Origin of the sequence: Candidatus Didemnitutus sp. (genome assembly GCA_019634575.1) — a bacterium.
In the GTDB taxonomy this organism is placed as follows: domain Bacteria; phylum Verrucomicrobiota; class Verrucomicrobiia; order Opitutales; family Opitutaceae; genus Didemnitutus.
The window spans coordinates 1,538,515-1,563,078 of the sequence record JAHCAY010000001.1 but is presented as its reverse complement, the minus strand read 5'-3'; the positions used below and the strand labels follow the sequence as shown (position 1 = coordinate 1,563,078).

The 24,564-nt window shown below is 64.6% G+C and carries 22 protein-coding genes; 14 read left to right on the top strand and 8 right to left on the bottom strand.

Features of this window, described 5'->3' with window-relative positions:
- Positions 1-32: 32 nt before the first annotated feature.
- Genes KF715_06650 through KF715_06615 form a run of 8 tightly spaced genes read right to left on the bottom strand, consistent with a single transcriptional unit; the run spans position 33 to position 9,158 of the window.
- Complete coding sequence (locus KF715_06650) at positions 33-1,997, bottom strand: NAD(+) synthase (GenBank protein MBX3736345.1); 1,965 nt, start codon at positions 1,995-1,997, stop codon at positions 33-35.
- Entirely contained in the window at positions 1,994-3,496 is a 1,503-nt protein-coding gene (locus KF715_06645) for an FkbM family methyltransferase (protein MBX3736344.1), read from the bottom strand. Before KF715_06645 ends, KF715_06650 begins: the two co-directional genes overlap by 4 nt.
- Positions 3,493-4,263 carry a hypothetical protein gene (locus KF715_06640; protein MBX3736343.1) on the bottom strand — a complete coding sequence of 257 codons (771 nt, stop codon included), beginning with the start codon at positions 4,261-4,263 and terminating at the stop codon, positions 3,493-3,495. The genes KF715_06645 and KF715_06640 overlap by 4 nt, the downstream gene beginning before the upstream one ends.
- Positions 4,260-5,657, bottom strand: a complete 1,398-nt coding sequence (locus KF715_06635; protein ID MBX3736342.1) for an ABC transporter ATP-binding protein — start codon at positions 5,655-5,657, stop codon at positions 4,260-4,262. The genes KF715_06640 and KF715_06635 overlap by 4 nt, the downstream gene beginning before the upstream one ends.
- Positions 5,657-6,898, bottom strand: a complete 1,242-nt coding sequence (locus tag KF715_06630) for a sulfate adenylyltransferase (GenBank protein ID MBX3736341.1) — start codon at positions 6,896-6,898, stop codon at positions 5,657-5,659. The genes KF715_06635 and KF715_06630 overlap by 1 nt, the downstream gene beginning before the upstream one ends.
- Positions 6,898-7,803: a sulfate adenylyltransferase subunit CysD gene (cysD, locus tag KF715_06625; GenBank protein ID MBX3736340.1), complete on the bottom strand. Its 906-nt coding sequence runs from the start codon at positions 7,801-7,803 to the stop codon at positions 6,898-6,900. The genes KF715_06630 and cysD overlap by 1 nt, the downstream gene beginning before the upstream one ends.
- Before the next feature lies 1 nt (position 7,804).
- Complete coding sequence (gene cysC / locus KF715_06620) at positions 7,805-8,335, bottom strand: adenylyl-sulfate kinase (GenBank protein ID MBX3736339.1); 531 nt, start codon at positions 8,333-8,335, stop codon at positions 7,805-7,807.
- Positions 8,336-8,348: 13 nt separating this feature from the next.
- The gene (locus KF715_06615) at positions 8,349-9,158 is read right to left on the bottom strand and encodes an ABC transporter permease (protein ID MBX3736338.1); all 810 of its coding nucleotides are present in this window, start codon (positions 9,156-9,158) and stop codon (positions 8,349-8,351) included.
- Positions 9,159-9,285: 127 nt separating this feature from the next.
- On the opposite strand from KF715_06615, the gene KF715_06610 reads away from it, so the two are divergent.
- The 14 genes from KF715_06610 (at position 9,286) to KF715_06545 (ending at position 24,563) form a co-directional block, all read left to right on the top strand.
- Positions 9,286-10,635: a TolC family protein gene (locus tag KF715_06610; protein MBX3736337.1), complete on the top strand. Its 1,350-nt coding sequence runs from the start codon at positions 9,286-9,288 to the stop codon at positions 10,633-10,635.
- Entirely contained in the window at positions 10,632-11,771 is a 1,140-nt protein-coding gene (locus KF715_06605; protein MBX3736336.1) for an efflux RND transporter periplasmic adaptor subunit, read from the top strand. The genes KF715_06610 and KF715_06605 overlap by 4 nt, the downstream gene beginning before the upstream one ends.
- Before the next feature lie 71 nt (positions 11,772-11,842).
- Positions 11,843-13,042, top strand: a complete 1,200-nt coding sequence (locus KF715_06600; GenBank protein ID MBX3736335.1) for an ABC transporter permease — start codon at positions 11,843-11,845, stop codon at positions 13,040-13,042.
- Position 13,043: 1 nt separating this feature from the next.
- Positions 13,044-13,733 (top strand): ABC transporter ATP-binding protein, encoded by a 690-nt coding sequence (locus KF715_06595; protein MBX3736334.1) that lies wholly within the window; start codon positions 13,044-13,046, stop codon positions 13,731-13,733.
- 285 nt (positions 13,734-14,018) lie between these two features.
- A complete protein-coding gene (locus tag KF715_06590) occupies positions 14,019-14,201 on the top strand; it encodes a hypothetical protein (GenBank protein ID MBX3736333.1) in 183 nt (60 codons plus the stop codon).
- Positions 14,202-14,225: 24 nt separating this feature from the next.
- Positions 14,226-14,879 carry a cytochrome c3 family protein gene (locus tag KF715_06585; GenBank protein MBX3736332.1) on the top strand — a complete coding sequence of 218 codons (654 nt, stop codon included), beginning with the start codon at positions 14,226-14,228 and terminating at the stop codon, positions 14,877-14,879.
- Entirely contained in the window at positions 14,879-18,202 is a 3,324-nt protein-coding gene (locus KF715_06580) for a TAT-variant-translocated molybdopterin oxidoreductase (protein ID MBX3736331.1), read from the top strand. Before KF715_06585 ends, KF715_06580 begins: the two co-directional genes overlap by 1 nt.
- Positions 18,202-19,623 carry a polysulfide reductase NrfD gene (gene nrfD / locus KF715_06575; protein ID MBX3736330.1) on the top strand — a complete coding sequence of 474 codons (1,422 nt, stop codon included), beginning with the start codon at positions 18,202-18,204 and terminating at the stop codon, positions 19,621-19,623. Before KF715_06580 ends, nrfD begins: the two co-directional genes overlap by 1 nt.
- Positions 19,624-19,638: 15 nt before the next feature.
- Complete coding sequence (locus tag KF715_06570; protein MBX3736329.1) at positions 19,639-20,169, top strand: DUF3341 domain-containing protein; 531 nt, start codon at positions 19,639-19,641, stop codon at positions 20,167-20,169.
- 3 nt (positions 20,170-20,172) lie between these two features.
- The gene (locus KF715_06565; protein MBX3736328.1) at positions 20,173-20,805 is read left to right on the top strand and encodes a cytochrome c; all 633 of its coding nucleotides are present in this window, start codon (positions 20,173-20,175) and stop codon (positions 20,803-20,805) included.
- 1 nt (position 20,806) lies between these two features.
- Positions 20,807-22,099: a hypothetical protein gene (locus tag KF715_06560; GenBank protein MBX3736327.1), complete on the top strand. Its 1,293-nt coding sequence runs from the start codon at positions 20,807-20,809 to the stop codon at positions 22,097-22,099.
- A 1-nt stretch (position 22,100) separates the two neighbouring features.
- Positions 22,101-22,442, top strand: coding sequence for a hypothetical protein (locus KF715_06555; GenBank protein ID MBX3736326.1), 342 nt, complete (start codon positions 22,101-22,103; stop codon positions 22,440-22,442).
- A 7-nt stretch (positions 22,443-22,449) separates the two neighbouring features.
- The gene (locus KF715_06550; GenBank protein ID MBX3736325.1) at positions 22,450-23,913 is read left to right on the top strand and encodes a cbb3-type cytochrome c oxidase subunit I; all 1,464 of its coding nucleotides are present in this window, start codon (positions 22,450-22,452) and stop codon (positions 23,911-23,913) included.
- Positions 23,910-24,563, top strand: coding sequence for a cbb3-type cytochrome c oxidase subunit II (locus tag KF715_06545; GenBank protein MBX3736324.1), 654 nt, complete (start codon positions 23,910-23,912; stop codon positions 24,561-24,563). The genes KF715_06550 and KF715_06545 overlap by 4 nt, the downstream gene beginning before the upstream one ends.
- The last annotated feature ends 1 nt before the right edge of the window (position 24,564 follow it).

Sequence of the window (24,564 nt, the reverse complement as noted above, 5' to 3'; positions counted from 1 at the left end):
ATGATGCGAAGAGGTGTCGGCCAGGGACCGTCCTAGCCTTTTGACAATCGAGCGAGCTCAACCCGCCATTCTGCGACCGAAGCGTCGCTGGGCATGCGCCAATCGCCGCGCGGCGAGAGGGCCACCGAGCCGACCTTGGGGCCGTCCGGCATCGCGGAGCGTTTGAATTGCTGGGAGAAGAAGCGCCGGACGAATACGTCGAGCCAACGCAGGATCGTGGCGCGATCGAACTGATCCGCGAAGGCGAGCTCGGCGAGATAGAGAACTTTCGCCGGCCGGCTGCCGTGGCGCACGATGTGGTAGAGGAAGTAGTCGTGCAGCACGTAGGGGCCGACGACATCTTCGGTCTGCTGGTGCTGTGCGCCGGCTTCGTTGATCGGGAGCAGCTCGGGGCTGATGGGGGTGTCGGCGATGTCGTGCAGAACCTGCGAGGTCTCGCCGGAGAACTCGGAGTCGGCGCACCAGTCGACGAGGTAGCGCACGAGGGTCTTCGGCACGCCGCTGTTCACGTGATACATCGACATGTGGTCGCCGTTGAAAGTGCACCAGCCGAGCGCGGACTCGGACAAGTCGCCCGTGCCGACGACGAAGCCGCCGACCTTGTTGGCAAGATCCATCAGGATCTGGGTGCGTTCGCGCGCCTGCGCGTTTTCGTAGGTGATGTCGTGGATTTTCGGGTCGTGACCGATGTCGGCGAAATGCTGGCGCACTGCGGGTTCGATCGGGATCACGCGGAGAGTGGCGCCGAGCAGCTCAACGAGTTTCTCGGCGTTGGAGCGCGTGCGTTTCGTGGTGCCGAAGCCGGGCAGCGTCGGCGCGAGGATGCCCTTGCGGTCGAGCCCGAGCAGGTCGAACGCGCGGACGGTGACGAGGAGCGCGAGGGTGGAGTCGAGGCCGCCGGAAATGCCGAGGACGACGTTCTTCGCGCCGGTGTGTTTGAGGCGCTTGGCGAGGCCGGTCGACTGGATGGCGAAAATCTCGTGGCAAATCGCGGCGCGGGCGGTGGCGTCGCGCGGGACGAACGGATATTGCGGGTTCGGGCGGAGCGTGCCGAGCGGTGCGGACGGCGGAACTTTGGCCGCAAGGGATACCGGCACGCGGCGGAAGGCGACGGTGGCGCTGGCGGCGGAGAAGGAGCTGTTGCAGAGCCGCTCGTGGAGCAGACGGCCGACGTCGACGTCGGCGTAGACGATCTGCGAGTCGAATTTGAAGCGCGCGGATTCGACGAGCATCGAGCCGTTTTCCGCGATCATGCAGTGGCCGGAGAACACGACGTCGGTGGTCGACTCGCCCGGGCCGGCGCCGGCGTAGGCGTAGGCGGTCATGCAGCGCGCAGATTGCTGGCGGACGAGGTCGCGGCGGTAGTCGGCTTTGCCGAGCAGTTCGTTGCTCGCGGAGGGATTGAGGATGAGGTTGGCGCCGGCGAGCGCGAGGTCGCCGCTCGGCGGGTGCACGGCCCAGAGGTCCTCGCAGATTTCGACGCCGAAGGTGCAGCCCGACGCGACGTCCTCGAACAGGAGCTGGCTGGCGAGCGGCACGCGCTCATCGCCGAGCGCGACTTCGGCCGGACCCATGCCGGCGGCGGAGGTGAACCAGCGTTCCTCGTAATATTCGGCGGTGGTCGGGAGATAGACCTTCGGCACGAAGCCGAGGACGCGGCCGGCGCCGAGCACGGCGGCGCAGTTGTAGAGGCGGCCGTTGTGGACGAGCGGCAGACCGACCACGGCGTGAATGGCGAGGTCGCGTGTGGCGGCGGCGATCTTTTGGATCTCGTCCTTGGCGCGCTCGTGGAGCAGCGCTTGGGAGAACAGGTCGCCGCAGGTGTAGCCGGTGAGGCTGAGCTCGGGGAAAAGCGCGAGCGCGGCGCCGTTTTGCGCGGCGGTTTGCAGGCACGCGACGATGCGCGAGGCGTTGAACTCGACGTCGGCGACGCGCAGTTCGGGCGCGGCGGAGGCGACGCGGAGGAAGTCGGGACTGGAGACGACGCCTTGGTTCATAAAAACGCGGGATAGAAATAAGGCCCTTTATGCTCGTTCAACGAGAACCAACCCCAGTGGGCTTGGTGAGAATGGCGGGGGCCAAGCACCGCGACCGCATGGCGTTCGAGGTCGGGGTCTGATTCAAAGACCAAACGGATCGCATGGTCGGAAGAAAAGTGGGTGAGCCGGTTGCGCTCGAGAAAGTCAATCAACGCCGGCAGATCCGTCCGCCACGACCACGCATTGCCTAGGGCCAGCATGCCGCGACCATTTTCGTCGTAGGGGATGGCCGAGGTGTAGCGACCGTCGGAGATGCTGTTTAGCACCACGACGTGCTCGCGCTGCTCCAGCAATGGCAGCAGGCATCCTAGCACGCATTCCACCAATCGCGGCAGTTGGACGTTCTCCCACAAGACGAGCACACGAACAGGTGGATCAAGCAGGCAACGCAGCTCCGCTTCGGTCGGTAGGCCGGAAGAATGCGTCAGTGAGCCCGACGGCGCCGAGGTCGACTCCGCGGCAAATACATGGCCGCGCGCCGCCGATTGTATCGACTGCGCACCATCGAGTGCCGCCCGCGTCGTTTCCAACGCGGAAGTGCCGAAACCGAGCACCAAATCAGGGGCGAAGGCCCGCGCAAATGCCCAGAATTGCCAGCGCTGCCATTCAGGGGACTGGCCAGGTGGGAAAACAGGTAGTTGTGGCGCGGTCAGAGCGGTGCCGAGAGCCTTGGGGAGATACCATTCGTTCGCCCAGGGACGGTTCTCCGGGTTTCTGGGGATGAGCCGTATGATGTCCTTGGTTGTGCCGGAGGCCGCGGCCCAATTCGCCACGGCGATCGGCAACCAGCCCAGTCCGAATGGCGCCGTCCGTTTGAAGAGGAAATTTTCGGAATCGAGCGGGCGCGTCGCGGTGTAGCCGCGAGCAGCGAGCCAATCAAAGACCTCCTCCGGCGAGGAGCCCTGCAGTGCGAGGTTGCGGTTGATTTCGACAATCACCCATGGGTCGAATTGCTCGAGTGTCCGCTTCGCCCCTCGCAGCACCTCGAAATCAAAGCTGTCTACGTCAATCTTGATCAGGTCGACTCGGGACAACTGTCGTTGGAAGACGAAATCATCGATGGTGGTGAAATCGTAGTCCCCCGATGCCGGCTGCTCGCCCCAGATACGGAACAGTGCGCGGTGGCTTCGGCCGCTCTCCGCCCCCAAGGCGACTGGAATGACATCGACGTTTCTCAGGTCGTTGTATGCCAGGTTGTCGCGCAGCATTTCGTTGGTCGACGTGGGTTCGAATGCATAGACTCGTCCCGTCGGCGCTAGCTGTCCGAGGAGGATGGAGTGATATCCGATATTGGCGCCGCAATCGAGCGACACCCAGTCGGGGCCGACATTTTGCACGAACCACGCTTTCACCCCGAGTTCGCACCACCGGTAATACTCCGCGAACTGCGGGTAATATGCCCGCAAAGTAATCGGCGGACGGTCCGGAACATGCGTGACGATGGGGGGCGTGATCACAGGGCCAGTTGATAACCGAGGTCGCAGTAGATCTTGATCGCCTCCGGCCGCAACACGGCGCGAAGAAGCTCAGGTGAGATATTGAGGGCGACGTTAGAAACGGACGAGGCGTGCGAATTTACCGGTCGCGATTCGAGCACATGCTTCGCCCACCACATGGGGGCGGTGACTTCGCCAGCCGTCAGGTGTCGAAGCAATGCTTCGAGGCTTGTTGCGCTGCGACTGATATCCTCTAGGCGGAAAATAGGCCCCACTGCGGTTTCTTCGACAATGGCATTGAGCATGTTCGCGGCGTGAAACTGAAGACGTTCGTCGTAGCTCCATCCTGTCGGGTCAAACCCGCACGTGCGTGCCATCATGTCGACATGGCTGACGTCCCAGCCTTGGAAAGCTCGCAGCCGGTTCATCAGAGCCAGCTGAGAGCGCAGTCGTGGCAGCGGATCGCGCACGAGCACGGCCGAGCGGAAGCGATCCCCGAATTCCTGTCGCAGTGCGGGAATCGTGTGGCGCGACACGCCGTGCACGTCCCCCGCGCAGGCATGGGCGTAGCCCTGTGCTCCGACAATACGCAGATATTCGACGCCGTCGACTGGCGGACACCCGGCGAAGATCTTCCACATCGTGCCGGCGGCGTGGACGCAGAATATGTCAGGGTGGGCATTGAGCGCCCGCGCGAGCCATGACGTGCCTGCGGCGCCCCACGATACCACCGCGAACAGCCGCGGTGGCGGATAGATGTCGAGGACTGCGGATTGGAAAGGTGTCACGACTGAGAAGCGCCGGCGGGGGAGTGGAGGGATATTTCCAAAGGGCAGTTCGTGTGCACGGGACCCACCGCGGGTATCGGGTGACGCGGGCGCATTTCGAAAGCGATGAGATTCTCCATGCAGTCGAGGATCGTCGCATTGGAGAACGTATAAACTTCCGCATGTTCCTCGGAGAGCGGTGTAATCGCGAAAAGCGCGGCCATGAGCGTGTAGTGTCCGTGCGCGAGCGGAAGCTTGAACTCATAACGGGCCTCCAGCCGGTGACCGGACTGCAGGTTGACGGACGCGGAGCCGTCGAGGTTGCTGATCGTGAGCACGACGTCCTGCCGTGCCGTCTTCACACGCACACCGACACGTATCTTACCTTTGAAGGCGGTTCGCGCTTCGATGGCGAAGCGCAATCGGACTTCCGCTCCGAAATCGAATTTGTGGTCGGGCACCGGTGTGCCGTTGCATAGTTCCAACGCGACGCCGCGAATCTCCATCTGGTGCGTGCCATAGCGGCCCTCCCCGGCTCCCGGCGGGAGGGCGAGTTCTCCGCCTGAAGGAGCTGCCGACGTCGGGGCTTTTTCCGCGGCCGTGAGAGGCTCGCCCAAGGTGACTCCTTGCTCGGCCCAGCAAAATTTCTCGTAGGCTTTGGCCACTTCTTTCGCTTCGCCCCACATTTCGGCGCGACCGTTTTTCAGCCAGAGGGCGCGCGAGCAGATCGAACGGACGGTGCCGAGGTCGTGCGAGACGAAGAGCAGGCTGACGCCGTTTTCGATGAGTTGCCGGAGACGGCGGAAGCATTTCGCCTGAAACGGCGCGTCGCCGACGCTGAGCGCCTCGTCGACGATGAGAATCTCCGGGTCGACGCAGGTGTTCACCGCGAAGGCGAGGCGCATCATCATGCCGCTCGAATAGGTTTTCACCGGTTGCTCGATGAACTCGCCGATGTCGGCGAAAGCGGCGACAGAATCGAAGCGCTTTTCCATCTCGGCTTTGGACAGGCCGAGGACCGCGCCGCTGAGGAAGACGTTCTCCCGGCCGGTGAAGTCGGGGTTGAAGCCGGCACCGAGTTCGAGGAGTGCGGCGACGCGGCCGCGCACTTGGATTTCGCCGGCGGAGGGCTGCAATGTGCCGGCGATGAGCTGGAGCAGGGTCGACTTGCCCGCGCCGTTACGGCCGACGATGCCGATGGCTTCGCCGCGGCGGAGCTCGAACGAAACGTCGTGCAGCGCGTAGAAGTCGCGGTAGGCGGCGTGGGCTTTTTTGCGCAACGACTCGCCGGCCGAGCCGGGCACCCAGCGCGCGGCCTCGGCGAGCAGCGGACCGAGCAGGCGCTGTGCGGGATCGCTCCAAATGCGGTAGGCCTTGGAGAGATTGCGCGCGGAGATGAGGGTTTCGCTGTCCATCACAGGATCATGCCGGCACCGACGGTGGCGTGCGTCGCTTCGTCCACGAGGAGCACGCTGCCGGTCTGGCGGTTTTTCTTGTAGTTGTCCCAGAACAGCGGGGCCTGCGAGCGGAGAGTGACGCGCGCGAGGTCGTTCATGCCGATCGGGCCGGGCTCGCTGGTGCGGTGGAGACTGGTGACGTCGAGCTTGTAGCGCACTTCCTTGATCAGGCATTTCGCCTCGCGGGTGGTGTGCTGGAGGACGTAGCGGCGCGTCGGGTCGAGCGGCTTGTCGGAGAACCAGCAGAGCATGACGTCGATCTCGTGCGAAGCGGTCGGGTAGTTGTTGGGCCGGGCGAGCATCTCGCCGCGGCTGACGTCGAGGTCGCGGTCGAGCTCGATCACGACGGACATCGGGTGAAAGGCTTGGGCGACGGTGCCGTTAGGGTCGCGGATGCTTTTGATTTTCGCGGTGAAGCCGGTCGGCAGGTGCGTGACCTCGTCGCCGGGGCGGAACACTCCGCTGGCGACCTGGCCGGCGAGGCCGCGGAAATCGGGCGCGGCGGGGTCCTGCGGGCGGATGACCAACTGCACGGGGAAGCGCGGATCCTGGTGGTTGGCGTCGTTGCGGACGAAGACGTTCTCGAGCAGGTAGAGGAGGGGCGTGCCCTCATACCACGGCATGTGCGGGGATTTTTCGACGACGTTGTCGCCGGGCAGCGCGGCCATCGGCACGAACTGGATGTCGGCGGCGTCGAGGCGCTCGGCGTAGGCCATGAACTGCTCGCGCACGCGCTCGAACTCCTCGCGGCGGTAGCCGACGAGGTCCATCTTGTTCACGCAGACGACGAGGTGCTTGATGCGGAGCAGCGTGCAGAGGAAGGCGTGGCGGCAGGTCTGCTCGGTGACGCCGCGGCGCACGTCGATGAGGAGGAGCGCGAGCTGGGCCGACGACGCGCCGGTGACCATGTTGCGCGTGTATTGGAAATGGCCGGGGCAGTCCGCGAGGATGAACTTGCGCTGCGGCGTGGCGAAGTAGCGGTAGGCGACGTCGATGGTGATGCCCTGCTCGCGCTCGGCCCGGAGGCCGTCGGTGAGGAGGGCGAGGTCGGTGTAGGCGTCGCCGCGGCGCTCGCTGGCGCGCTGCACGGCGTCCCACTGGTCCTCGAAGATGGATTTGGTGTCGTGCAGCAGGCGGCCGAGCAGCGTGCTCTTGCCGTCGTCGACGTTGCCGCAGGTGATGAGGCGGAGGAGGTCCATCAGAAATAGCCCGCGCGCTTGCGGTCCTCCATGGCGGTCTCGGAGCGGCGGTCGTCGTGGCGCGTGCCGCGCTCGGTCTGGCGCGCGGCGGCGACCTCGGCGATGATCTCGTCGAGGGTGGCGGCGGTGGAGCGCACGGCGCCGGTGCAGGTCATATCGCCGACGGTGCGGAAGCGCACGCGCTCGCGGCGGGGCGTCTCGCCGGGCAGGAGCGGGAGGACGGGCGAGGCGGCGAGCAGCGAGCCGTGGCGGAGGAACACCTCGCGCTCGTGGGCGAAGTAGAGCGAGGGCAGGGGCAACTGCTCGCGCTGGATGTAGCACCAGACGTCGAGCTCGGTCCAGTTGCTGAGCGGGAAGACGCGGAAGTGCTCCCCGGGGCGCTTGCGGCCGTTGTAGAGATTCCAGAGCTCGGGACGCTGGTTCTTTGGATCCCACTGGCCGAAGTCGTCGCGGTGGGAAAAGATGCGTTCCTTGGCGCGCGCCTTTTCCTCGTCGCGGCGCCCGCCGCCGAGCGCGGCGTCGAGCTGGAGCTCGGCGATGGCGTCGAGCAGCGTGATCGTCTGGAGCGCGTTGCGGCTGGCCTGCGGGCCGGTCTCCTCGATGGCGCGGCCGGCGTCGATGGTGTCTTGCACGCGGCGGACGAGGAGCTTGAAGCCGAAGTCGCGCGCGAAGGCGTCGCGGAAGGCGAGCGTCTCGGGGAAGTTGTGGCCGGTGTCGACGTGCAGCAGCGCGAACGGCGGGCGCGACGGCGCGAAGGCCTTGCGCGCGAGCGCGGCGAGCACGAGCGAATCCTTGCCGCCGGAGAACAGGATCGCGGCGCGCGGGAACTGCACCGCCGCCTCGCGCAGGATGTGCACGGCTTCGTGTTCGAGGGCGTCGAGGTGATCGAGGTGGAGTTGCGACATGTCAGCGGAGCGCGGCGCGGGCGAAGGCCAGCAGCCGGGCGGCGGAGTCGGCCGGGGTTTCGGCCAGCGTGTCGAGCGAGAGGTGGGCTTGTGTGGGCGGCTCGAAGGCGGACGAGATGCCCGTGAACTGCGGCACCTTGCCCGCGGCCTGGCGAGCGTAGAGGCCTTTGACGTCGCGGGCACGGCAGACATCCAGCGGTGCCGAAACGTGAATCCAGCGCACGCGAGCGGCGCCGACGATCCGGTCGACGTCGGCGCGGTTGGCCTCGCGCGGCGTGATGAACGAGGCGACGACGGTCAGACCCGATTCGCTGGCGAGGCGCGCAACCTCGGCGGCGCGCCGGAGGTTCTCGGCGCGGTCGGTGTCGCTGAAGCCGAGGCCGGCGCACAAGCCCTCGCGCAACCGGTCGCCGTCGAGCGTCAGCACGGCGCGGCCGTCGGCGCGCAGCGACGCGGCCAATGCGCCCGCCAGGGTGGATTTGCCGGCGCCGGAGAGGCCGAAAAGCCAGAAGACCAAACCGGGAGGCGGCAAGACAGGAGGTGCCTCAGAGGACATCGGCGAAGGCCGGTTTCAGCCGGCGAAAGATGGCGTAGCCGACGTAGCAGGATAGGAGGCCCACGGCATAGAGATAGGCGAGGTGAGTGCCGCGGATCGGCTCGTGCCAGAGGACCGTGTGGCGGGAGAGATCGATGGCGATGAGCGCGGGATTAAAGCGCATGACCGGCCATACGTCCGGCGGGATCCGGGAGCTGGGGTAGAAGACGGCGCTGGCGAACAGCAGCGCGAGCGAGAGAAACTGGATCAGTTGGGCGAGATCGCGCAGGAAGACCCCGAGGGCGGAGAACAGCCAGTTGAGGCCGAGGCAGGTCAACAGCAACGGGAACAGAATCACCGGCAACCAGAGGGCGGAGAGGGTGAGTCCATCGCCGAGGGTGACGACGCCAAGCAGCACGAGGGCGAGGCCGATGAGCAGGTGGATCGCGGCACCGCCGACGTTGGCGGCGGGCAGGATTTCGAGCGGGAAGACGACCTTCTTGACGAAGTTCGGGTTGCCCACGATCACGATCGGGGCCGTGACAAACGTCTCGGTGACGAAATGGAACAGGGTTAGTCCGAGGAAGATGGTCAGGCCGTATTCGAGCCGAGTTTCGCCAGCCCGACCGAATGTGCCGCTGAAAATGTAGCCGAACACGAGCACATAGAGCGCGAGCATCAGCAGCGGATTCAAGATCGACCACACAATGCCGAGGTAGGAACCCTTGTGCCGCATCTCGACGTTACGCAGCGTGAACTGCCACAGCAGTTCGCGATGGCTGATGAGATCGGCGGCGAATGGCGCGATGCGGCGCAACATGAAAGGGTGAGTCTCCAGTCGGGCGGAAATCGCGCAAGGCTAGTTTTTCGCAGGCGGGTCGGCGGCGCTCGGTTGTCGTTTCGGATTGCCAAGGTTCGGCATTTGCTGCGCCTTGGCGAGATTGCCTATGAAATTGCGTTATTCGATCCTGGCTTGCGTGGTGATTGGCGGTGGCGTGTTGGCGGCTGCCTCCGTCGACACTTTGACCCTGCCTGAGCGGGCACTGCCTGGCTTGGATCCGATTCTCCACGATGCGGTGCAGCAATCGCCGCAGATGTTGAACCATGCGCTTGATCTCGAGATAGCGGAAAATAGTCGCATCGAAGCGCGCGCAGGTTTGCTGCCCACGCTGGGTGGCAGCTATCGGATGACTGAAACGCAGGACGATCGCGCCGATCAGACCGAGGTTTTACGGGTGAAAAAGGTCTATTACGATCTTTCGCTCTATCAGCCGCTGTTCTTCTGGGGTGAGCGCCGCAACAACGCCCGCATTGGTGTCATCGCCAAGCAGATGGCGGAAGGTAATTACCGCGAGGCCTATCGCCAGCTGGCGCAGCAATTGCGCTCAGGTTTTGGCAATCTGATCATTCAGAAAGTTGCTTTGGCCCGTGCTCAGCGCTACATGACTTACGCGCAGCAGCAGGTGTCGATTGCCGAGGCACGTCTGGCCAAAAAGGAGATCTCCGATCTCGATGCTTTCCCGGTGCGCCTTGCCGCCGAAAGGGGCCAAATCGCACTTGAGCAATCGGCGTTCGATTTTGAGAACGCCAAACAGTCGTTCGCACGGCTCGCAGGCATCCCGGCGATCGCAGATAGTCAGATTCCCGACGAGATTCCCCTGGTGCCGTATTCGCCCGAGGTGTTCGAGCAACTGCTCGCCACGTTTCTTGGCGCCAAGGAGAGCCCGAACGTCAATGTAATCAATCAGCGTCGTCAGGTTGAAATCAATCAACTCACCTTTCGCAACCAGCAGACCCGTCTGCGTCCGAAGATCTCCGCGGTGATGGGTGCGAGCCAGGACGAACAGGCTTATTCGATCAACGCCTCGCAAAAATACCGCGTCGACTCGCGCTATATCGGTGTGCAGGTTACATGGAATATCTTCGACGGCTTTGCCAGCTATGCGGCGACGCGCAGCTCGCTCGCCCGCCGCCGCCAGGCGGAGAACGAGCTCGCAGAAGTTTCCGAACGCATGCAGCGCCAGGCGCAAACGCAAGCGCGCTATATAAACTTCGCGGCTCGTTCGGTGGCTATTTCCGACCGCGGTCTCGACTCCGGTCGCGGTGCGCTCCGTGCGAAGGAGGGTGAATTCAAGCGTGGCATCGCTTCCGAGTCGGACGTTTCGCTCGCAGAATTGGCGCTCTTTGATGTGAGAATTTCCGCCTATAGCGCCCGGCTCGATCTGATGCTCAAAATCGGCGAATTCCTGGGAACCTTGAACCAGGATCCGGTGGTCGCACTCCTTCCGAAAAAATGAGCAACCGCACAGCTGGCAAAACCTGGGTGGTGCGCCTCGCCGCCGCCGCCGCCATTTTCGCAATCATCGTTTGGCTGATCGGTTTCCTGCTGCGCCCGGTCGCCATCGTGGCCCCCGCGATCCGCGGATCGGCCGTGAACACCGTGCAGGGCACCGTCGAGGTCAAGGCCGAGTTCGCCAACGAATTGAAGAGCGAAGTCCGCGGTCGTGTGATCGACAGCTCGCTGGATGTCGGCAAACGCGTCTTCCGCGGCGACGTGCTGGTGCAACTCGACACCGGCGACGTCGATATCGAGATCGAACGGATCAAGAACGACATCGTTGCCGCCCGCCGCAAGGTCGAGGTCGGATCCACCATGCGGGCGGACGTCCTCAACATGCGTGACACCGTCGCCAACCTCACGCGTCAGGCCGAAGCCGGTGCCTATCCGCAGGCCGAGCTCGAGAAACAACGCCGCTCCCTCCAGCAGCTCGAGCAGAAGATGGAACTCGACGAGGTGAATCTGAAGCTCGCCCTGCAGACACTCGAAAACAGCTTGCGGGCCAAGGAGCGCGAGCGCGCCAAGATGACGGTGATCGCGCCGGCCGACGGCGTCGTTACGGCGGTCTTCGCTCGCGTGGGCGACCTCATCGGCGAAAACACTCCCATCGCTACAGCCATGGCCACCACGCGCACGGTCGAGGCCAAGCTCAGCGAAGAGAAATTCGCCACGGTCAAAGTCGGGCAGAAAGCCTCGGTTCGCTTTCTGACTTACGGCGCCGATCAATACTACGCGGTCATCTCCAAGATCCTTCCCTCGGCCGATTCCGCGACCCAACGTTACACCGTGTTCCTCGACGTGTCCCTGCCTGAAGGCCGCGTTCTCGTGCCCGGCCTGACCGGCGAAGTGAGCATCATCATTTCCGAGCGCAAGAATTCCATCCTGATTCCGCGCCGTGCGCTGGTCGGCGACTACGTCTACGTTGCCAATGGCAGCAAACTCGAACGCCGCAAGGTGGAGAAGGGCTTCGAAGGGTTGAATCAAGTCGAGATCCTCAAAGGTCTCAACGTCGACGAAAACGTGGTTGTGGAGGAGCAGGACCGCTTCCGCGACGGCGACCGCGTCCGCACCGAGCTGGCCAAGGCGCAGCAGTAACGACTCGCGTGGCCGCCGTCTCGACGAATCTTCGCATCGCCGTCCGCTTCCTGACCGCCAAGAAGCGCTCGATGCTCATGAGCCTCGCCGGCATCGTGTTCGGCGTCGGCTTCTTCATCGTCACGCAGGCGCAGACGAGCGGCTTCGAGGACTTCTTCATCAAGACGATCCTCGGCACCAACGGCGCCATTCGCATCGAGGACAAGTTCCAGGACACCATTTACGCGATGTCCGCCGCCGGGCATGACAAGGACGCGAGCAAATTCCTCGTCTCCGCCCGCGAAGGCCGGCGCTATATCGAAGGGGTTGAGAATCCCGAGTTGCTCATGCGCGCGCTGAAGGAATTTCAAAACGTCTCCGGCGCCTCGATGGTGGTGCGCGGCTCCGTCGTGGCCGACAGCTCCTTCAAGAACGACACCGCGCAGGTCTTCGGCATCAAGCTCGAGGATCACCTCGCGGTGTCCGATCTCGAACACCAGATTGTGCGCGGCACGCTCGAGGAATACCGTAGCACGCCGAGCGGCGTGATCCTCGGCACAGTGCTCGCGAGCCGCCTGCAAGTCAGCATCGGCGACACGCTGATCCTCCGGGCGGGCGACCAGCAGCGCCGCTATCGCGTCTGCGCGCTCTACGAAACCGGCGTCAGTGACATCGACAAGGTCCGCATCTACATGCATCTCGGCGAGGCGCGCTCGCTGTTGAAGAAGACCGTCGGCGCCTCCTTCATCCAGGTCGCGCTCTTCGACAAGGACCGCGCCCCGCAGGACGCGGTGCAGATGGAAAACGTTTTCCGCCACGGCGCGCAAGGCTGGCAGGAACGCGAGAAAACGTGGCTCGAGGTTTTCCGCGCGCTGCGCGTCTCGTCGGCGCTCACGGTTTCCACGATCATCCTCATCTCCGGCCTCGGTATGTTCAATACCCTCGCGATGATCGTCATGGAGAAGACCAAGGAGATCGCGATCCTGCGTTCCATGGGCTACACGCGGCGCGACATCTCGCACATCTTCATCTGGCAGGGCACCATTGTGCTGTTGGTCGGCACTATCCTCGGCTGGGTGTTTGGGGCGAGTGTCACTTACGGCGTTTCCAAGCTGCCCATCCGCATTCGCGGCATTTTCTCGACCGACAGCTTTGTCGTCGCCTGGTCGATCTGGCACTACGTGGCGGCGACCGTCACCGCCGCAGTTGTCGTCATGACTGCCTCGCTCATCCCCGCGCAGCGCGCGGCCAAGCTCGAGCCCGGCGATATCATCCGCGGCACCTCGCAGTAACATGGCCACGGCAACCCAAGTCGCGCTCCGCTGCGAGAATCTGCACCGCTACCTCGGCCAGGGCGATGGTCGCGTGCATGTGTTGCGCGGCGTATCGTTCGAGGCGCATCCCGGCCGCGTCACCGCGATCGTCGGCCCTTCCGGCTGCGGCAAGTCCACGCTACTCTACCTGCTCGGCCTCCTCGACAAGCCGGACGACGGTTCGATCTGGATTCGCGAGCAGTTGATGTCGAACAGCGGTGACGTCGAGCGCACCGCCGCGCGCGGTGAGCACATCGGCTTCGTTTTCCAGTTCCACTTCCTGATGCAGGAATTCTCCGCACTGGAGAACGTCATGATGCCCATGCGCAAGCTCGGCAAATTGTCGGAAGACGAAATGGTCGCGCGCGCGAAGGTGCTCCTCGGCGACGTCGGTCTTGGTGAAAAGACGCACCGCCTCGCCACGCAGCTCTCCGGCGGCGAACAACAGCGCGTCGCCATCGCCCGCGCCCTCGCCAACCAGCCCGCGATCATCCTCGCCGACGAGCCGACCGGCAACTTGGACCAGAAAAACTCCGCCATGGTCTTCGATCTCCTGACCCGCCTCGCCAAGGAAAACGGCCAGGCCGTCGTGCTCGTCACGCACAACCCGGACATCGCGAACCGCTGCGATGAAATCCGGCCGATGCGCGACGGCGAGTTCGTCCGCTGAGCCGGCCGGAATAGGGAAGGGAAGTGCCTGCGCGGCGCTTATGACGACGAATCTTGCGGTCCTTTTCCCGCATCTGACCTGTCGCGCGCGGCGCGTCGTCGATGGCGCGCCGCTGGGATTTTCCCTCTGAAAAACGGTCCCGCCCGCACCGTGCGCGCGGATTAGTCCGGTTCGTGCGATTCGCCCCGTGTGCTAATAGTCGCCCGCGGCAAAATGCCCGTGGAAATTTTGTTTTACTTCCCAGAAGGGCCTTCCTTTTCTCGCCGCTTACGAACCACACACACCGTGAGCCCAAACTGTTCGCGCAAATCGTTTTTTGCCAAGTTGGGCGGCCTCATCGCCGCTGTTGGCATCCTTCCCAAGGTCCTCGCGAAGTCCGAGACGCGCGCTGCCGCTCCCACGGTCCCGACCACCATCGCGCTGCGCCCTGAGCAGCGCGCCGTGCCCCGCCAGGAAGGCAGCTTCTAAACCGTCCCGCGTCTCCGTCGACCCATGTCGAAAATCTTCCCGAAATCCGCGAACGCTCTGCCGCTGCAGATCGTGATCTTTTTGTTCGTGCTCGGCAGCGTCGCGACCGCCGCCGTCACCTACTACTCGACGCCGAAATACCTCCGCGTCGGCTACCAGCCGATCCAGCCGGTCCCCTTCGACCACTCGCTCCACGCGGGCAACCTCGCGATCGACTGCCGCTATTGCCACGCCTCCGTGGAAAAGTCGGCCACGTCCAGCGTCCCCACGGCGCAGACGTGCATGAACTGCCACTCGATCATCAAGCCCCAGAGCCCGCTCCTCGAGCCGGTGCGCAAGAGCTTCGAGACGGGCGAGCCCGTGCCGTGGGTGAAGATTCATCAGGCGCCCGACTACGTCTACTTCAACCACTCCGTGCACGTGAACCGCGGCATGAGCTGCGTCGAGTGCCACGGCAAGGTGAACGAGATGTCGACGGTCTGGCATGACAAGTCCCACTCGATGGGCTTCTGCCTGGATTGCCACCGCAACCCGGAAAAATTCGTCCGCAAGCCCGCCGACGTTTTCAACCTCAACTCGAAGACCGTGGCCGAACAAGCCGGACTCGAAGAGGCCCACAAGATGATTGCCGATTGGAAGGTTAAGCCCCCGCAAAGCTGCTCCGGCTGCCACCGCTGATGAAACGCAAATTTGACCATCCCGCCGCTCCCGCGAACGGCCAACGCTACTGGCGCAGCCTCGACGAGCTCGCCAACACGCCCGGTTTCCGCGAGCAGCTCGCCCGCGAGTTCCCCGAGGGCGCGTCCTCCATCGAGGGCGTCGACCGCCGTCAGTTCATGAAGATCATGGCGGCGTCGTTCGCGCTCGGCGGCATCGGCCTCGCCGGCTGCCGCCGCCCCGAGACGAACATCCTGCCCTACGGCAAGTCGTCCGAATATATCGTCCCGGGCCTCCCGCTCTACTACGCCACCGCGATGCCGCTGCGTCGTCACGCGCAGCCGCTCCTCGCCGAGACGCACCAAGGCCGTCCGACCAAGCTCGAGGGCAACCCGAGCTACGACCCGACCGGCGGCGCCAGCTCGCTGATGGCCCAGGCGTCCGTTCTCGATCTCTACGATCCGGACCGCGCCACGCAGCACGTCCGCCAGGGCAACGCCATCGACACCGCGGCGGTCAACGACCTGCTCGCCTCGATCGCGAAGCAATATGCCGGCAACGGCGAAGGCCTCGCGTTCCTCGCCGACGAATCCGCCTCGCCGACCCGCGCCCGCCTCGTCGCCGCGCTGAAGGCCAAGTTCCCGCGCGCCATCTGGGCCGAATACGAGCCCGTCGCCGACGAAGCGCCGGCCGATGCCGCGCTCGCCTCCTTCGGCCAGAACGTGAAGCCGATCTACCGCTTCGCGAAGGCCAAGCGCGTCCTCTCGCTCGACGCCGATTTCTTCCACGCTGAAGGCGGCGCGCTCGAATACGCTCGCGCGTTCTCGAAGGCCCGTCGCGTCGTGAAGAAGGACGACCCGATGAACCGCCTCTACGTCGTGGAGAGCGCGTTCACGCTGACCGGCTCGATGGCGGATCACCGCCTCCGCCTCGGCAGCTCGCAGATGCTCGCGTTCGCCGCCGCACTCGCCGGCCACGTCACGGGCAGCGATGCCCACGCCGCGCTCGCGCAAGGCCTCGGCGACGTGAACCCGAAGTGGATTGAGGAGTGCGCCAAGGACCTCGCCGAACACCGCGGCGAGTCGATCGTCATCGCCGGCGCGCACCAGCCCGCCGCCGTTCACGTCCTCGTCAACGCGATCAACGCGCACCTCGGCAACATCGGCTCGACCGTCGAGTTCGTCGCCGCCGAGCCGCGCACGGCCTCCACGATCCAGGCGCTCGCCGCCGCGATCAAGGCCGGCTCGGTCAAGACCCTCTTCGTCCTCAACGGCAACCCCGCCTACAACGCGCCCGCCGACCTCGAGTTCGGCGCGCTGCTGAAGTCGGTCCCCGACGTCATCCGCTTCGGTTATCACGCCGACGAGACCGCCGCACTCGCGGGCACGACGCTCGCGGCGACGCATTACCTCGAATCGTGGTCCGACGCCCGCACGCTCGACGGCACGATCGTGCCGATCCAGCCGATGATCCTCCCGCTCTTCGGCGGTCTGATGGAAGTCGAGCTGCTCGCGCGCCTCGCCGGCGAACAAAACCCCGAGGCCTACGCGCAAGTCTTCGCGACGATCGGTGGCGTCACCGGCGGCGACAAGAAGGCCTTCGAGAAATTCCTCCACGACGGCGTGCTCGCCAACTCGGCTTACAAGCCGGTGTCGGTCACGTTCAACGCCGGCACCGCCGACGCGCTCGTCGCGAAAGCCTCCGCCACCACGGCGCCGGCCTCCGGCAACCTCGAAGTCCGCTTCGCCACCGACCACAAGCTCGATGACGGCCGCTTCGCCAATAACGGTTGGCTGCAAGAGTGCCCGGACCCGATCACCAAGATCTCCTGGGACAACGCCATTCTCATCTCCCCGCGTCTCGCGAAGGAGCTGAAGGTTTACCCGCACGGCAGCAACCCGCAGGTCGCGCGTGTCGAGAATGCCGATTTCCCGCAGGGCAAGGAACTCGCCTACATTGGCGAAGTGGCGATGGCGGACGGCCGCAAGGTCTCCGGCCCGATCCACATCCAGCCCGGTCTGGCGAATTACACGATCATCCTTCCGCTCGGCTACGGCCGCACGCATGTGGGCCACGTCGGCAACGGCGGCGGCTTCAACGCCTACTCGGTCCGCACCAGTGCCGCGATGTCGTTCGCGACCGGTGCGAAGCTCACGGTCACCGGCACGAAGCAGAAGCTCGCGAACACGCAGGAGCACTGGTCGATGGAAGGCCGCGACATCGTGCGCGAAGCCAACCTCGACGAGTTCAGCTCCAATCCCGCGTTCGTCGCCGGCATCGGCATGGAGTCCCACACGCCTGCCGTTTACGGCAAGGACAAGGACCAGCCGCTCGCCTTCAAGGCGACGAACACGCCGCGCGGCAACTCGCTCTACGAGCAGCCCAACTTCGACGGCATCCACCAATGGGGCATGTCGATCGACCTCAACACCTGCATCGGCTGCAACGCCTGCGTCATCGCCTGCCAGGCGGAAAACAATATTCCGATCGTCGGCAAGGACCAGGTCATGCGCGGCCGCGAGATGCACTGGATCCGCCTCGACCGTTACTACAGCGACGGCAAGGCCGACGCCGCAGCGTTCGGCGGCGAGGGCAACAAGGAGATTCCGGAAGATCCGCAGGCGGTCGTGCAGCCCATGACCTGCCAGCACTGCGAAACCGCGCCGTGCGAAACCGTGTGCCCCGTCAACGCCACCGTGCACGACGACGAAGGCATCAACACGATGGCTTACAACCGCTGCATCGGCACGCGTTACTGCGCCAACAACTGTCCCTACAAGGTCCGCCGCTTTAATTATTTCGATTTCAACAAGCGCGCGACCGACGCCCTCTACATGGGCCCGCTCGGCCACCAGAAGGAGATGCCGGAGCTGGTCAAGATGGTGAAGAACCCGGACGTCTCGATCCGCATGCGCGGTGTGATGGAGAAGTGCACCTTCTGCATCCAGCGCATCAATCAGGGCAAGATCGCCCAGAAGCGCAAAGCCGGCGCCAGCGGCGATGTCGAAGTGCCGGACGGCACGATCCGCACCGCCTGCCAGCAGGTCTGCGCGGTCGACGCCATCGTGTTCGGCAACATCAAGGACCCGCACAGCCAGGTTTCGCAACTCAAGGCGCAGGAACGCGACTACGCGGTGCTCGGTTACCTCAACGTTCGCCCGCGTCTCACCTACCTGGGCAAGATTCGTAATCCCAACCCGCACATGCCGGACTATCAGGCCCTCCCGTTCAGCCGGGTGGAATACAACAGCAAGAATCACCCGTCGCACGGCGGCAGCGAAGGCCACGGCGCCTCGCACGGCGAGCACGCGGCGGGTGAAGCTCATCACGGAGGGTCGATCTAATGGGCGCACACTCCGCTGAGCACGCTGCTCACCCGATCCTCGCCGAGGTCAAGCCCGCGATCCTCCCGCGCGCCGAGCTCGTCGAGCACCATCGCGACTTCAAGTGGATCACCGACAAGATCTGCGGCATGGTCGAAGGCACCACGCCCGCGTGGTGGTGGTGGTGCTTCGGCATCGCCGCCTTCGTCGCGTCGTTCACCGTCGCCGGCCTGATCTACCTCGTCGGCACCGGCGTCGGTGTCTGGGGTCACGCCAATCCGGTCAACTGGGCGTGGGACATCGTCAACTTCGTCTTCTGGATCGGTATCGGCCACGCCGGCACGCTCATCTCCGCGATCTTGTGCCTGCTGCGTCAGAAGTGGCGCACGTCGGTCAACCGCGCCGCCGAGGCGATGACGATCTTCGCCGTCGTTTGCGCCGCGATCTTCCCCGTGTTCCACGTCGGTCGCGTGTGGATGGCCTGGTATCTCTTCCCGATCCCGAACGCCAACTACATCTGGCAGAACTTCCGTTCGCCGCTCGAGTGGGACGTGTTCGCGGTCTCGACCTACGGCACGGTTTCGGTGCTGTTCTGGTATATCGGTCTGATCCCCGACCTCGGCACGCTGCGCGACCGCTTCACCGCGGCCGGCAATCTGCTGAAGGCGCGCATCTACGGTTTCTTCGCGATGGGCTGGCGCGGTTCCAACCGCCACTGGAGCAACTACGAAATGGCTTACCTCATCCTCGCGGGTATCGCCACGCCGCTCGTGCTCTCGGTGCACACGATCGTTTCGTTCGACTTCGCTGTCTCGCTGCTCCCCGGCTGGCACACGACGATCTTCCCGCCCTACTTCGTGGCGGGCGCGATCTTCTCGGGCTTCGGCATGGTGCTCACGCTCATGCTGCCGCTCCGCGCCATCTACGGCCTCGAGGACCTGATCACGCAGTATCACATCGACTGCATGACCAAGATCACTTTGGCCACCGGCACGATGGTCGGCTACGCCTACTCGATGGAGTTCTTCATCGCGTGGTATGGTGCCAATCCGTATGAAGGCTTCGCGTTCATCAACCGCGCGTTCGGCCACTACGCCTGGGCCTACTGGATCATGATCGGCTGCAACGTCATCACGCCGCAGTTCTTCTGGTTCAAATCCATCCGCCAGAACACGACGCTCGTCTGGATCCTCTCGATCTTCGTCAACGTCGGCATGTGGTTCGAGCGCTTCGTGATCATCGTCACCTCGCTCGCCCGCGACTTCCTGCCGTCCTCGTGGGGTTACTACTCTCCGTCGATCGTCGAGATCTTCACGTTCTTCGGCACCTTCGGCGTCTTCTCGTTCCTGTTCCTCCTCTTCATCCGCTTTGTGCCCATCATGCCGATGTCGGAAGTGAAGGCGGTCATCCCGCAAGCCGACCCGCACGGCGCGGGCCACTAATCGGAGGCCACGACCATGAAAAAGACTTACGGACTCATCGCCGCCTTCGACACCGTGCCCGCGCTCTACCATGCGTGCGAGCACGTGCGCGACGCGGGCTACTCCAAGTGGGACTCGCTCACGCCGTTCCCTGTGCACGGCCTCGACGCCGCCATGGGCATGCGCCGCTCGCGCGTGCCGCGCTTCTCGCTCGCCGGCGGCATCACTGGCTTCTGCACCGGCATGAGCCTCATCTGGTTCACCGGCGCGTTCGACTATCCCCTCATCGTCGGCGGCAAGCCCTACTTCTCGCCCATGTTCGCCTTCCCGGTGAGCTACGAGCTGACGATTCTCTTCACCGCGTTCGCGACCATCATCGGCATGTTCCTCCTCAACGGTCTGCCGATGCACTACCACCCGGTGATGAAAGCGCCGCAATTCGTGCGCGCGCTCGACGACCGCTTCTTCATCGTGATCGAGGCCAACGACCCGAAATTCAACGCCTCCGCCACTCGCGAGCTGCTCGCGAAGATCGGCGGTCAGGACATCGCGGAGCTGGAGGAATAACCCATGCGTTACGCCTACTACACGCTCCTCTTCGCCGTCGCCCTGACGATCTCCATCGCGGGCTTCCGCGGCATGCGCTCCACGCAGCCGCCGATCATCGTGTTCCCCGACATGGATTTTCAGGCGAAATACAAGCCGCAGGCCGCCTCGAAATTCTTCGCCGACGGCCGCGCCGATCGCCCTGCTCCCGCCGGCACTGTGCCGCGCGGCCGCAGCACTGCCGCCGACCCGGATTTCCTCCGCGCCGACGACGCGCACTACCTCGGCAAGGCCGCCGACGGCTCCTTCGTGAAGGGCTTCCCGATCCCCGTCACCGAGACGATGATCCGCCGCGGCCAGAACCGCTTCAACATCTACTGCGCGCCGTGTCACGGCGTGAACGGCGACGGCCAGGGCATCACCAAAGCCTACGGCATGGTCGCCACGCCGACCTACCACGACGACCGCCTCCGCAACATGGCCGAAGGCGAAATCTTCAACACGATCACCAACGGCAAGAACACGATGTCGCCCTACGCCGACAAGCTCTCGCCCGACGAGCGCTGGGCCGTCATCGCCTACGTCCGCGCTCTCCAACGCGCCCACAATGCGAAGCTCGACGACGTCCCGCTCGCGAACCGAGGGGAGCTGAAATAACATGGCCACTTCGTCCACTCCCGTCGCTCCCCAGACCGGCACCGCGCTCGTCGTCGGTGTCGCCGGCCTCGCGGTCACCGCGCTCGGCCTCGCCGTCTCGCCGGTCCAGCACGTCGCCACGTCCTACCTCGTCGGCTTCGCTTTCTGCACGGCCATCGCCATCGGCATGCTGATGTGGGTGCTCATCCACCACATCTTCGACGCCGGCTGGTCCGTCGTCCCGCGCCGCCAGCTCGAGCACGGCCTCGCCGCGTTCGTGCCGCTCGCCGTTCTCTTCCTTCCGTTGCTCATCTCGGCATGGGTGAAGCCTGGCCTCATCTGGTCGTGGATGGACCTCAGCCATCCGCTGCACGGCGGCCACGGCACCGTCGCCGATGACCCGCTCTACGTGAAGAAGGCCGGCTTCCTCAGCCGGAACATGTTCACCGGCATGTCCGTCGCGTTCTTCGCGATCTGGATCTGGCTGTCGGCCCGCCTCCGCAAGGCCTCGTTCGCGCAGGACAAGGATGGCGACGTGAAGTGGACGCTCAAGAGCCGCGTCACCGCCGCCATGGGCATTCCGCTAAACGCTCTCGCGCTCACCTTCGCGGCGATCTTCTGGATGAAGAGCCTCGAGTATCACTGGTTCTCCACGATGTATGGCGTGTGGTTCTTCGCGAACTGCATGCGCGGCGCGCTCGCCGTGCTCGTGTTCATCATGATCTGGCTGCTCAACCGCGGCGACTACAAGGGCGTCGTGAACACCAACCACTGGCACTGCGTCGGCACGCTCTCGCACGCGTTCACGATCTTCTGGGCCTACGTCACCTTCTCTCAATACTTCCTGATCTGGAACGCCAACGTCCCCGAGGAAACCTTCTGGTATAACCTCCGCGAAATTAACAACAGCGACGGCCTCCCAAATCAGTGGAAGTATGTCGGCATGGTGATCCTCTTCGGTCACTTCTTCCTGCCGTTCCTCTATCTCCTCAGCTATCGCTTGAAGAGCACGCCGCGCGGCCTCCGGTTCATCAGCGTCGCGATCCTCACGACGATCCTGATCGACCTCTGCTACAACATTCTTCCCGCGCTCAAGAACGAGCACGGCGACCCGCTGCCGTTCCTCTCGCTGAACCTCCTCTGGGTGCTCAGCACTGTGGTCGGCGTGGGCGGCTTCGGCGTCTGGGCTTACCTGCGCAGCTTCGCCACCGCCGACGCGAAACTCATCCCGATCCGCGACCCGCGTATCGTCGAATCCCTCACGCATCACGACGCCACCGCCCCGGAAGCCGGCGCCGCCTCCACCGCCCACTAACATGAGCGACAACCCGCAAGCCTACGCCTTCCCGCAGCGCACGCCGGTGTTCACCGCCGTCGTGGTGATTCTCGTCGCCGTCCTCTGCGGCTGGCTCGTGAACCGCTACTATTCGCCCGCGCCGGCCTTCGACAATCGCGGCACCGTCAACCCCGCCGATTTCGACGAGGCCACGCGCTGGAAATTCACCGCCGAAGGCCGCGCCAAGGCCCTCGCCGATCTCCAGCAGAAGGCACAGGCCGACGCGACCACCTACGGGTGGGTCGACCAGCCGAAGGGCGTCGTCCGCCTCCCGGTCGACCGCGCCATCGAGCTCACCGTCCAGGAGCACGCCCGGAAGTAATTTGCCGATGAATTCCACCGTCCCCAACGCTCGCGCCGAGCAGCAGGAGATCGACGCCTCCGCCAAGTGGCCCGTTCTCGTGTTCTTCAGCCAGGCCATCGCCTGGTTGATCATCGGCGGCGCGCTCCAACTCATCGCCGCCACGCAGCTGCACACGCCGAACTTCCTCGGCTTCCTGTCCGGCTGCGAGTGGTTCACCTACGGCCGCGTCAACGCCGCCGCAAATTTCCTCCTCGCCTACGGATGGGGCTTCAACGCCGGCCTCGGCGTCGCCCTTTGGCTGATGGCCCGCCTTTCCGCCGCCGCGCTCCGCCACGGCGGCTGGCTCATCGTCGCCTGCAAGGCGTGGAACATCACCCTCGGCCTCGGCATGCTCGGCATCCTCATGGGCGGCACGACATCCTTCGATCTCCTCGAGATGCCGCGCTGGATCACCGTCATGATGCTCGTCTGCTACGCCGCCATGGGCGTGTGGGCGATCACGACCTTCAGCGTGCGCAACACCGACAACGTGTTCGCCGCGCAGTGGTATATCTTCGGTGCCGTCCTCTGGTTCCCGTGGCTCTTCGCCGTCGCGCAGACGATGCTCTTCAACCTCCCGACGCACGGCGTCGTGCAGGCGATCGTCGGCGCGTGGTATGTGAACGGCATCTATGGGCTGTGGTTCACGCCGCTCGCTTTGGCGTGCGCCTACTACTTCGTGCCGAAGATCACCGGCCGGCCGATCAACCATTACTACCTCACCGGTGTTTCGTTCTGGTGGTTCATCGTCACGACCGCGTTTGCCGGTGGCTCTCGCCTGCTCGGCGGTCCGGTTCCCGCGTGGGTGTCGACCGTCGGCACGACCGCCAACTTCCTGCTCGTGCCCGCTCTCGTGATCATCTTCGTGAATTTCTTCCGCCCGCTCGCCTCCGGCTTCGAGACCGCGAAGGGCAGTGTCTCCTTCAAGTTCATCGTGCTGAGCATCGTCGCCTTCTTCTTCGCGGCGGGCCTCAACCTCGTGCTCGCGAACCGTCCGCTCGCCGCCGAAATGCAGTTCACGCTCATCCCCGAGTTGCGCGATTGGGTGATCGCCTACGCGTGCTTCTCCACCGCGATGTTTGGCGCCGCCTACTTCATCATCCCGCGGCTCGCGGGCCGTCCGTGGCACTCCTCGGCGTTGGTCGGCATCCACTACTGGCTCACGCTCGTCGGCATCGTCGGCATCGTGGTCGGCGTAGGTTACGCCGGTTCCGAGCAGGGTCGCATGCTGAACACCAACGTGCCCTTCGCGGACATCACCGCGATGCTCAAACCCTGGCTCGCGTTCCGCACCGTCACCCTGATGGCACTGCTCGTCGGCCACGTCGCCTTCGCAATCAACTTCTTCTGGACCGCCTTCAACTCCGTCATCGAGACGGGACCGAAGGCCGAGTTCGCCAACCCGCCCGCCATGGCCGCCACGACCGCCTCGGAGGGGCAGCACGCATGAAAAACGGTCTCGCCCTCTTCTTCGGCGCCTTCGCCATCCTCGCGCTCTCGACCGGCGCCGTCCTCTATTCCGCGCACCAGCAGCTCGGCTCGCTGACGCAATACAAGGACCCCGTCGACGAGGCGCTCCACCCCGCGCCGCTCACCGGTCTCGCCGATCAAGGCCGCGCCGTTTATCAGGATCTCGGTTGCGCCTCCTGCCACACGCAGCAGGTGCGCCGCGAAGGCTTCGGCGGCGACACCACCCGCCAATGGGGCACGCGCCAGAGCGTCGCCCGCGACTACATCCGCGAGAAGACGGTGTTCCTCGGCAACAGCCGCCTCGGTCCCGATCTCCGCAACGTCGCCGCGCGCGCCTACGCCGACGAGACCTACCTCTACACGATCCTCTACGCGCCGCACGCCGTCGCCCCCGGCACGAACATGCCGAGCTACGACTTTCTCTTCGACGTCCGCCCGGCTCGGCCCGGCCAGGCTTCCGCGTATGCGTTGAAGCTCTCCGGCAAAGCTGCCGCTCCGGCCGGCGCCGAGATCGTCCCGACGCACCGCGCTCGCGCCCTCGTCGCGTATCTCCGCAGCCTGAACGACTCCTACGAGTATCCCGAAGCCAAGCCCTTCGTCCCCACGACCGCCAAGGAGGAGGGCAAATAAG

Bases quoted from the DNA above. Each gene is read 5' to 3' on its own strand.
- KF715_06635 (MBX3736342.1), bottom strand. From the start codon at position 5,657: ATGGACAGCGAAACCCTCATCTCCGCGCGCAATCTCTCCAAGGCCTAC.
- nrfD (MBX3736330.1), top strand. From the start codon at position 18,202: ATGGGCGCACACTCCGCTGAGCACGCTGCTCACCCGATCCTCGCCGAG.
- KF715_06565 (MBX3736328.1), top strand. From the start codon at position 20,173: ATGCGTTACGCCTACTACACGCTCCTCTTCGCCGTCGCCCTGACGATC.
- KF715_06580 (MBX3736331.1), top strand. From the start codon at position 14,879: ATGAAACGCAAATTTGACCATCCCGCCGCTCCCGCGAACGGCCAACGC.
- KF715_06550 (MBX3736325.1), top strand. From the start codon at position 22,450: ATGAATTCCACCGTCCCCAACGCTCGCGCCGAGCAGCAGGAGATCGAC.
- KF715_06585 (MBX3736332.1), top strand. From the start codon at position 14,226: ATGTCGAAAATCTTCCCGAAATCCGCGAACGCTCTGCCGCTGCAGATC.
- KF715_06555 (MBX3736326.1), top strand. From the start codon at position 22,101: ATGAGCGACAACCCGCAAGCCTACGCCTTCCCGCAGCGCACGCCGGTG.
- KF715_06545 (MBX3736324.1), top strand. From the start codon at position 23,910: ATGAAAAACGGTCTCGCCCTCTTCTTCGGCGCCTTCGCCATCCTCGCG.
- KF715_06570 (MBX3736329.1), top strand. From the start codon at position 19,639: ATGAAAAAGACTTACGGACTCATCGCCGCCTTCGACACCGTGCCCGCG.
- KF715_06610 (MBX3736337.1), top strand. From the start codon at position 9,286: ATGAAATTGCGTTATTCGATCCTGGCTTGCGTGGTGATTGGCGGTGGC.
- KF715_06560 (MBX3736327.1), top strand. From the start codon at position 20,807: ATGGCCACTTCGTCCACTCCCGTCGCTCCCCAGACCGGCACCGCGCTC.
- KF715_06630 (MBX3736341.1), bottom strand. From the start codon at position 6,898: ATGGACCTCCTCCGCCTCATCACCTGCGGCAACGTCGACGACGGCAAG.
- KF715_06595 (MBX3736334.1), top strand. From the start codon at position 13,044: ATGGCCACGGCAACCCAAGTCGCGCTCCGCTGCGAGAATCTGCACCGC.
- KF715_06600 (MBX3736335.1), top strand. From the start codon at position 11,843: ATGCTCATGAGCCTCGCCGGCATCGTGTTCGGCGTCGGCTTCTTCATC.
- KF715_06605 (MBX3736336.1), top strand. From the start codon at position 10,632: ATGAGCAACCGCACAGCTGGCAAAACCTGGGTGGTGCGCCTCGCCGCC.
- KF715_06615 (MBX3736338.1), bottom strand. From the start codon at position 9,158: ATGTTGCGCCGCATCGCGCCATTCGCCGCCGATCTCATCAGCCATCGC.
- KF715_06650 (MBX3736345.1), bottom strand. From the start codon at position 1,997: ATGAACCAAGGCGTCGTCTCCAGTCCCGACTTCCTCCGCGTCGCCTCC.
- cysD (MBX3736340.1), bottom strand. From the start codon at position 7,803: ATGTCGCAACTCCACCTCGATCACCTCGACGCCCTCGAACACGAAGCC.